A 7765-nucleotide genomic window follows, 5' to 3' on the forward strand; every position below is an offset into this window, starting at 1 on the left:
CGCATAGGGTAGGCCGGGCATGGGGCCGGCTCGACGTGATGGAATCCAGCGACGGGATGAGATCCTGGACGCTGCGCTGCGGTGCTTCGCGGAGCGGGGCGTGCTCGCCACGGGCATCGAGGAGATAAGGCGGGCGGCGGGAGCCAGCCCCTCCAGCGTCTACCACCTGTTCGACGGGCTCTCGGGCCTCACCCTGGCGCTGCTGACGCGCACCTTCGAGCGGCTCTTCGCGCACCTCGCCGCGCGCGTGACGGCGACGACGCGGGCGGAGGACGCGGTGCTCGCGCTCGTGGAGGGCCACCTGGAGTGGGTGCTCGACCATCGCGACGAGGGACGTTTCATGTATCAGGCGATGTCGCTCGAGCTGGGGGCGGAGGGACAGGCCGCGCTCCAGGCGAGGAAGGCGGAGCTGCTGACGCCCGTCGTCCTCCACCTGGCGCGCTTCATCGAAGCCGGGACCCTGCCGCCCTGGCCCCCGCTCGTGTTCGACGTGGTGCTGCTCGGCCCGAGCCACGAGGCGTGTCGCCGCTTCCTCGCGGGGGCTCCGCTGGAGCCTGCGTGGATGCGCGCCACGCTCCCGGCGCTGGCGTGGCAGAGCGTCAAGCCCCGCCGCGCGCGGAAGTAGTCCCTACAGCGCGGGCACCGGCCAGTTCCTCGGGTAGACGAGGTAGGCGGTGCCTCCGGAGCGTGACAGCCACAGCGGCTCCAGCTCCGAACGGTAGTAGGTGCGCCGCACGACGGTGTCGCTGGCGCCCGCCGGGTCGTTCACCACGGGGTTGCCGACCGCGTCGAAGCCCGCGAGCACGATGAGGTGGCCCGCGGTGGAGGGGATGGGCGCGCCGGTCAGCTCGCCCTTGCCCCACGCGACGCTGAGGATGACGGGCACCCCGGCGGAGAGCCACGGCTCCAGCTGGGCGAAGCTCGTGAAGCGCGCCACGTGGGCCTGGAAGCCCTGGCCCGCCGCGTACGCGGTGTTGAAGGGCCAGTTGCCGTGGCCGCCGTAATACCAGTCATGGACGCCCGCGACGGCCGCTCGCACGTTCGCCTCGCAGCCCCGGGTGTCCGCCGTCCAGTACTGGAGCACCATGGCCGTGGACGTGGGGCTGCACCAGACCTCGCCGCCGTCCGGGTAGACCATCTGCGAGCACCGGGGCACCGCGAGCACCTGGTTCCAGCGAGAGGGATTGCCCGCGGGCACGGTGGGCCGGGTCTCCGGCGAGGTGGAGGTGGTGAGCGCGCTGGCGTGCAGGCCAGGCGTGGCCACGCCATCCGCGCTGAACAGCCGCGCCTTCACCTGCCAGGCGCTCGCGGCGCTCTTCTTCGCGGTGACGACCAGCGTGTCGATGGAGACCCTCGCCACGGTGTCCGCCTGCGAGTCCGCCGAGTGGCGTTGCACCGTGGAGGCGCCCGAAGCCCAGACACCCAGGCTGAACCACTTCGTCCAGGCGCCGCCCACCTGCACGCGCACCAGCGTCTCCACCCAGGTGCCCGTGGGCGTGGTGGCCTCCCACGAGGCGATGGCCTCACGGAAGGCGAACGCGCTGGAGACGATGGGGCTCGTGGCCTCGCCCTGGAAGAAGGAGCCGCCGTTGTAATAGGTGCCGCCGTAGTAGCCGCCCGGCCCGTAGGGGTCGGTGCCGGACCAGGACTGGCTGGGAAGCAGCTGGAGGGAGCCATCCGCCGCGCGGCCCACGCCGCTGAGCTGCCAGGTGAGGAAGTCACCCCGGCTCGCCGCCCAGCGGGTGGAGGCGCTCTGGCCCGCCGTGGCCAGCGCGGGTGCGAGCGCGAGGGTGATGAGCAGCGCGAGTACGGCCGACCTGGACTTCGTCATGGAGCGAGCCTCCCGGGGATGCGAGTGCGGACCACGACAGCAGCTTGCGCGAAGGATGCCCCCCCGCGGACCTGGACGAGTGGGCGGCATTGAACATCTCCCACCCAGGGTCGTGTTCTCGCGGAGCGGAGCGGCGTTGGGGTAGGGTGCGCGCCCGATGTCGCTTCCCCTGGTCCACATCTACTGTGACGGCGCGTGCTCACCGAACCCCGGCCTGGGCGGCTGGGGGGCCATCCTCATCGCTCCCGAGCGGAAGGACTACCGCAAGGAGCTGCGGGGGTCGGAGCCGGACTCCACCAACAACCGGATGGAGCTGACCGCGGCGCTCGTGGCCTTGAAGGCCCTGAAGATGCCGTGCCGCGTGCAGGTGTTCACCGACTCGAAGTACGTGTGCAACGCCTTCGAGGCGAAGTGGCTGGACAAGTGGCAGACCAATGGCTGGCGCACGTCGGACAAGAAGGCCGTGTCCAACGCGGACCTCTGGCGCGAGCTGCTGGAGGCCGTCCGCGCCCATGAGGTGTCCTGGCATTGGGTGCGCGGCCACTCGGATGACGTGGAGAACAACCGTGCGGATGCGCTGGCGGTGGCCGCCCGGCTCGAGCTCGCGGCACGGCTCGGCCGGTAGCGGTGGGGACGGCACGGCCCGCGTCGGCTTGCCGGCACTTGCGCCCGTGACGGTGTCCCTAGCTTAGGGAACACCCTCACTGGAGAAGTCGGTCATGAGACTGGTCCACCCGGGATGGCATCGCCATTCCCTCTATTGCATCCTGCCGCCCTACGTCGTCCGGACGATTGCCCAGAACGGCTCCCCCGCGCAGCGCGCCGCGGCGCTGCGGACGATGGCCGTGGACAGCACGTTCCGGGCCCTGCGCCTTTCCTCGGCCGTGGGTGCCCAGCGGGCTCCCGCCCGCCGCCTCGGCGGGATGATGGCGGAGTCGCAGCGGCAGCGGTTCATCTACGACATGAGCGGGCAGGAGGGCTTCCCTGGCACGCTGGCCCGGTCCGAGGGGCAGGGCGCCACGGGCGATGTCGCCGTCGACGAGGCCTACGACGGGCTGGGCGCCACCTATGACTTCTTCTGGGAGGTCTTCGGGCGCGACTCCCTCGACGACAGCGGCATGCCGCTCAACGCCCACGTCCACTATGGCGTGAACTACGACAACGCCTTCTGGGACGGGCAGCGCATGGTGTTCGGGGACGGGGACGGAGAGCTCTTCAACCGCTTCACCATCTCCCTGGACGTCATCGGGCACGAGCTCGCGCACGGGATGACGGAGGACGAGGGCCCGCTGATGTACTTCCGCCAGGCGGGAGCGCTCAACGAGTCCATCTCCGACATCTTCGGCTCGCTCGTGAAACAGAAGTTCCTCAACCAGACGGCGGACCAGGCCGACTGGCTCATCGGTGCGGGGCTCCTGGCGGAGGGCGTCCAGGGCAAGGCGCTGCGCTCCATGAAGGACCCGGGCACGGCCTACGACGACCCGGTGCTGGGCAAGGACCCGCAGCCCGCGCACATGCGCGACTTCGTCAAGACGTGGGAGGACAACGGCGGCGTGCACATCAACTCCAGCATCCCCAACCGGGCCTTCTGCCTGGCGGCCCTCCAGCTGGGGGGCTACGCGTGGGAGAAGGTCGGCCGCATCTGGTACGAGGCGCTGCGCGACATGCGGCTGCGTCCCGACTGCGGCTTCGCCCGGTTCGCGCGCATCACGTCGCTGTGCGCCTCCCGGCTCTACGGCGAGGGCGGGACCGAGGAGGCCGCCGTCAACGACGCCTGGGGCCAGGTGGGCATCAAGGTCACCCGCGAGAAGGTCTCCGTGGCCCGGGTCCCGACGCTGAAGGCCCCGGCGGCGCAGCCGTCGCGCAGGCCGAGCGCCTGAACCCACAGGGGGCGCCCGCACGGGTGCCCGGTGGAGCATGTGATGCACATCGAGCTCAAGCGGGAGGGAGGGATCGCCTTCCTTCCCGGCCTCAACCGGCCCCGCACGTTCGACCTGCGGGACCTGCCCCCCGCGCAGGCGGAGGCCCTCACCCGGAGCGTGCACGCGGCTTCGTTCTTCCAGCAGCCCGCCGTCGTGGGGACCGCCGCGAAGGGCGCCGCGGATCAGACCCGCTACACGCTCACCATCGAGGAGGGAGGGCGCCGACACACCGTCCAGCTGCTCGAACCCGTGCAGGAGCCCCACCTGCGTGAGCTCCTGGAGTTGCTCAAGCAGGCGGAGCGGGACTTGCGCCGGGAGGCGGCCCGGCCTCATCAATAGGAACAGGCCGGTGCCGCCGTCAGCGTCACTCGTTCACGTTGCCGTTGTACAGGTTGCCACCGCCCGTGCGGACATCGTCGTGCGCGGTGGTGCCCGTCGCCGCGCTGGTGGCGTAGACGACGTAGCCCGGGGAGTCGTCCAGGTCGACGACGTTTCCGGAGAAGGCGTTGTTCTCACCCGTCGCGTAGTCGCTGCCGTGGGTGCGGACCTGGAAGGCATCCAGCACCTTGGCGTTGCCCTGGCGGAAGCCCCGGTTGTCGCGCACGACGGTGTTGACGCCCTTCACGTCCACGAAGCTGTCGGCGCTGTTCTCCCCGGAGATCCCCGCGCCGTTGAAGGTGCAGCCCTCCACGAGCGTCCCGTCCGCGCCTTCCTTGATGTCGATGTGCTCCGCGGTGATGCCCCCGGCGAACACCGTGGTGCGGATGACATTGCCAATGACGACATGCTCATACGGGTTGCTGGAGTCGGAGCCGACGTAGGCCCCTTCGCCGTACTGGGGTTGATACTTCCCCGTGTCGTGGATCCTCGAGGCCTCGAGCGTGTTGTAGGAGCTGCCATCCCGGAAGTGGACGGCCTCGTCGCCCACGGTGTGGACCTCCACGCCGGACAGGAGGTTGTGATTGCCATTGTCGACGATGATGCCCTTCTGCGCGGTGGTGACGCGCAGGTCGCGCACCTGCCAGAAGTCGCCTGTCAGGTGGAGGCCGTAGGAGCCATCCTTGACCGAGGTGCCGGTGAGGGTGGCGGGGTTCGCGGGGTCGCAGCTCTTCAGGATGATGGGGCTCGTGGCCGTGCCGCTCTTGCCTGAATAGAAGAGGCCCTGTCCGCCGGGGTCGCCGCTGGTGCCCCGGTTGCCCGTGTACGTGCCCGGCGCGAGCAGGATGACCGCTCCCGGCGCCGCGTTCTTCAGGGCCGTCTGGATGCTGGCCGTCGACGCCAGGGCATTCGTGCACGACGTGCCGCCTCCGCTGGAGGTCGTCGCGGTGACGGTGGCGCTGTTGCCGGAGCTGTTGCCCGCCGCGTCCAGGGCCCTGACGGAGTAGCTGTAGGTCGTGGACGCGGCGAGGCCGGTGTCGCTCGTCGAGGTGCCGCTGACGTTCTTCAGGAATACGTTGTCGCGGTGGAGCGCATAGCCGGTGACGCCCACGTTGTCGGAGGACGCGCTCCAGCCCAGGTTGACCTGGCTGCTGGAGACCGCGGTGGCCGTCAGGTTCGCGGGCACCGTGGGCGCCTGGGTGTCCCCCGTGCCTCCGCCGCTCAGGGTGACGTCCAGGCGGGGCGGGTTCGCGCTGCCCTCGCTGCTCACCAGCGTGGTGTATTTGCCGACGACCTCCTGCAACACGAAGGACACCGTGCCGTCGCCCGCCGCCTGCGCGTTCACGTAGGCCGTGACGTCGATTTCGTAGTCCTGATCCGCCGTGGTGAGCGCGACGCCCCCCACGAGGCTGCCTGGCGCGGGCTTGTTGCTCCAGGTGAGGGCGGCCTCCGTCCAGCCATCCGCCGTCTGGAAGGCCTGCAGCGTCGTGGCCGCCGACGCGCTCCCGTGGACGCGCAGCTTCGCGCTGGTGACGCCGCTGATGCCCGTGAGCTTGAACTTCAGATAGGCATACCGGCTCGCGCCCGCGTCGTTCTTGACGAACAGCGAGGTGCTGGAACCGTAGTTGGACGCGGCGTTCGTCTCATGGACATACGCGTCCTCCGTGGCCGTCAGGGTCGTGAGCCCCTGCTGCTGCGTGCCCGGGGACTCGGACTCCTCTCCCCGCTCCATGCCGCAGCCCGTGAGCGCCAGGGCAAGCCCCAGCCACCGTCCGCCGCGCAGCCTCTTTCGCTCCTGCTGATTCGTGTGCATGCCGCTCCATCCCACTTTCTGTGTGAAAACAGTTTAAGCTGGGAGAATAGGGGGCGACACATGCGACTCGATATCTTCTCGGAGATGCAGCACCCGAAGGAACTCTGGAACGGCCCGGACCATGAGCACCGGCTGATTCAAGAGACGCTGGAGCAGGCGCGGCTGGCGGACGCGCTGGGCTACGGCGTCTGGTGGCAGGTGGAGCACCACGCCGCGGTGGAGTTCAGCTACAGCTCGGCGCCGGAGATCATGCTCACGGCGATCGCGACGAGCACGAAGAACATCCACGTGGGCCACTCGTCCGTGCTGGCGCCGACGCGCTTCAACCACCCCATCCGCATCGCGGAGCGCTCGGCCTTCATCGACCACCTGAGCGGGGGCCGCTTCCAGCTGGGGCTCGCGCGCAGCACCATCCCGGAGTGGCGCACCTTCAACATCGAGGCGGACTCCACGCGAGGACAGATGCAGCAGTCCTTCGAGCTGCTCCCGAAGCTGTGGACCCAGGACTCCGTCTCCTGGGACAGCAAGGACATCCAGCTCAAGAACGTCAGTGTCATCCCGAAGCCGTACCGCAAGCCGCACCCGCCGCTGTGGCAGGCGTGCTCCAGCCCGGCGTCGTTCGAGCAGGCGGGACGCAACGGCGTGGGGGCGCTCGGCGTGACGCTCTGGGCCTCCCCCGAGGAGGTCGCGGAGATGATCCACATCTACCGCGAGGCGCTGCGGACCCGCTGTGAGCCGGTGGGCCAGTTCGTCAACGACCAGGTCGCCTTCTTCACCTTCGTCCACTGCGCGGACAGCGAGCGCGAGGCGATGGAGAACGGCGCCGCGAAGGCCGCGGCCTGGTATACGAGCGGCTCCTTCACCTTCTTCGAGGCGAAGGACGCCTTCGTCAAGACGGCCGCGGAGCTGGAGGCGCTGGCGAAGGACCCCGCGGGCGGCGGGCTGACGGGCCAGTACCTGCGCAAGAAGGATCCGAACGCGCCGCAGTCCCAGGCGCAGCGTCTGCTCGGCCGCATCATGGGCGGCGAGAACGTGCCGGACGAGCAGGTCTGGGAGGTCCTGAGCGGGCAGGACTCGCTCATCGTCGGGACCCAGGACCAGGTGCGCAAGGGACTGAAGCGCTACGAGGCCCTGGGGATCGACGCGCTCATGTCCTTCCACCAGGTGGGTGCGCTGACGCACGAGAAGGTCATGAAGAGCATCCGGCTCACGGGGCAGCTCATCCCGGAGTTCAAGACGCCGGCGCCGCCGTGACGGGGGCGCGGGCATCCACGCACGTCACCAGCGTCCGAGGGTGCCGACGAGGTTGCCCGTCTCCGCGTCGAACACGTCCAGCCAGGCCCAGTGCGGCACGTAGACGCGGCCGTCGTGGACCCAGAGGGCGGACGGGCCGGTGGCCTCCTTGGAGCGCGGAATGGGCACGTCCCAGCGCATGACACCGGTGCGCGCGTCCCGGCGGATGAGGTGGAAGCCGCCGGGCTGCTCCAGCTCGTAGACGAAGTAGACGGCGTCCCCGTCCACCTCGGCGAGCTCCGGAGCCGTGTCCCGCAGGTGGGTGGGCTCCGTGTCCGCGACGCCGCCGTGCCACAGGGGCTTCCGGTTCCCCTTCGCGAACACCGCCACCAGGGGCACGGACGTCCCCGGCCAGCGGGTGCCCGTCACCACGATGAAGTCCTTCGCGCGGAAGATGTACTTGGAGGAGAAGCCGCGGATGTCGGAGGGCGGGTAGCTGGAGCGCTCGCACGTGGTGAGGGGGGACACGGGCCGGCCCATCGAACACGTCTGGGGGCTCAGCGGCGGCGTCGCGCAGCGGGGGGGCGC

7 protein-coding genes and 1 pseudogene are annotated in these 7765 nt (G+C 70.0%); 5 read left to right on the forward strand and 3 right to left on the reverse strand.

The window, feature by feature from the left end:
• Positions 1-19: 19 nt before the first annotated feature.
• Positions 20-625 carry a TetR/AcrR family transcriptional regulator gene (locus D7V93_RS05970; RefSeq protein ID WP_120642446.1) on the forward strand — a complete coding sequence of 202 codons (606 nt, stop codon included), beginning with the start codon at positions 20-22 and terminating at the stop codon, positions 623-625.
• Between the two features lie 3 nt (positions 626-628).
• On the opposite strand, the gene D7V93_RS05975 is transcribed toward D7V93_RS05970, so the two are convergent.
• On the reverse strand, positions 629-1831 hold the full coding sequence (locus D7V93_RS05975; protein WP_158623656.1) for a C39 family peptidase: 1203 nt from the start codon (positions 1829-1831) through the stop codon (positions 629-631).
• Between the two features lie 157 nt (positions 1832-1988).
• Between D7V93_RS05975 and rnhA the strand changes: the two genes are divergently transcribed.
• The 3 genes from rnhA to D7V93_RS05990 all read left to right on the forward strand — a co-directional run bounded on the left by rnhA (position 1989) and on the right by D7V93_RS05990 (position 4092).
• Positions 1989-2456, forward strand: a complete 468-nt coding sequence (rnhA, locus tag D7V93_RS05980) for a ribonuclease HI (RefSeq protein WP_120642453.1) — start codon at positions 1989-1991, stop codon at positions 2454-2456.
• Between the two features lie 94 nt (positions 2457-2550).
• Positions 2551-3711, forward strand: a complete 1161-nt coding sequence (locus tag D7V93_RS05985) for a M4 family metallopeptidase (RefSeq protein WP_120642448.1) — start codon at positions 2551-2553, stop codon at positions 3709-3711.
• A 42-nt stretch (positions 3712-3753) separates the two neighbouring features.
• Complete coding sequence (locus tag D7V93_RS05990; RefSeq protein WP_120642449.1) at positions 3754-4092, forward strand: protealysin inhibitor emfourin; 339 nt, start codon at positions 3754-3756, stop codon at positions 4090-4092.
• Positions 4093-4117: 25 nt separating this feature from the next.
• On the opposite strand, the gene D7V93_RS05995 is transcribed toward D7V93_RS05990, so the two are convergent.
• Complete coding sequence (locus D7V93_RS05995) at positions 4118-5944, reverse strand: CBM96 family carbohydrate-binding protein (RefSeq protein ID WP_120642450.1); 1827 nt, start codon at positions 5942-5944, stop codon at positions 4118-4120.
• Between the two features lie 60 nt (positions 5945-6004).
• Between D7V93_RS05995 and D7V93_RS06000 the strand changes: the two genes are divergently transcribed.
• Positions 6005-7198: an LLM class flavin-dependent oxidoreductase gene (locus D7V93_RS06000; protein WP_120642451.1), complete on the forward strand. Its 1194-nt coding sequence runs from the start codon at positions 6005-6007 to the stop codon at positions 7196-7198.
• A gap of 24 nt (positions 7199-7222) precedes the next feature.
• Here the strand turns inward: D7V93_RS06000 and D7V93_RS06005 are convergent.
• A pseudogene (locus tag D7V93_RS06005) lies at positions 7223-7765 on the reverse strand (hypothetical protein); the annotation flags it as partial.

It is taken from the genome of Corallococcus llansteffanensis, assembly GCF_003612055.1.
GTDB lineage: Bacteria > Myxococcota > Myxococcia > Myxococcales > Myxococcaceae > Corallococcus > Corallococcus llansteffanensis.

Bases quoted from the DNA above. Each gene is read 5' to 3' on its own strand.
- D7V93_RS05985 (WP_120642448.1), top strand. From the start codon at position 2,551: ATGAGACTGGTCCACCCGGGATGGCATCGCCATTCCCTCTATTGCATC.
- D7V93_RS05975 (WP_158623656.1), bottom strand. From the start codon at position 1,831: ATGACGAAGTCCAGGTCGGCCGTACTCGCGCTGCTCATCACCCTCGCG.
- rnhA (WP_120642453.1), top strand. From the start codon at position 1,989: ATGTCGCTTCCCCTGGTCCACATCTACTGTGACGGCGCGTGCTCACCG.
- D7V93_RS05970 (WP_120642446.1), top strand. From the start codon at position 20: ATGGGGCCGGCTCGACGTGATGGAATCCAGCGACGGGATGAGATCCTG.
- D7V93_RS06000 (WP_120642451.1), top strand. From the start codon at position 6,005: ATGCGACTCGATATCTTCTCGGAGATGCAGCACCCGAAGGAACTCTGG.
- D7V93_RS05990 (WP_120642449.1), top strand. From the start codon at position 3,754: ATGCACATCGAGCTCAAGCGGGAGGGAGGGATCGCCTTCCTTCCCGGC.
- D7V93_RS05995 (WP_120642450.1), bottom strand. From the start codon at position 5,944: ATGCACACGAATCAGCAGGAGCGAAAGAGGCTGCGCGGCGGACGGTGG.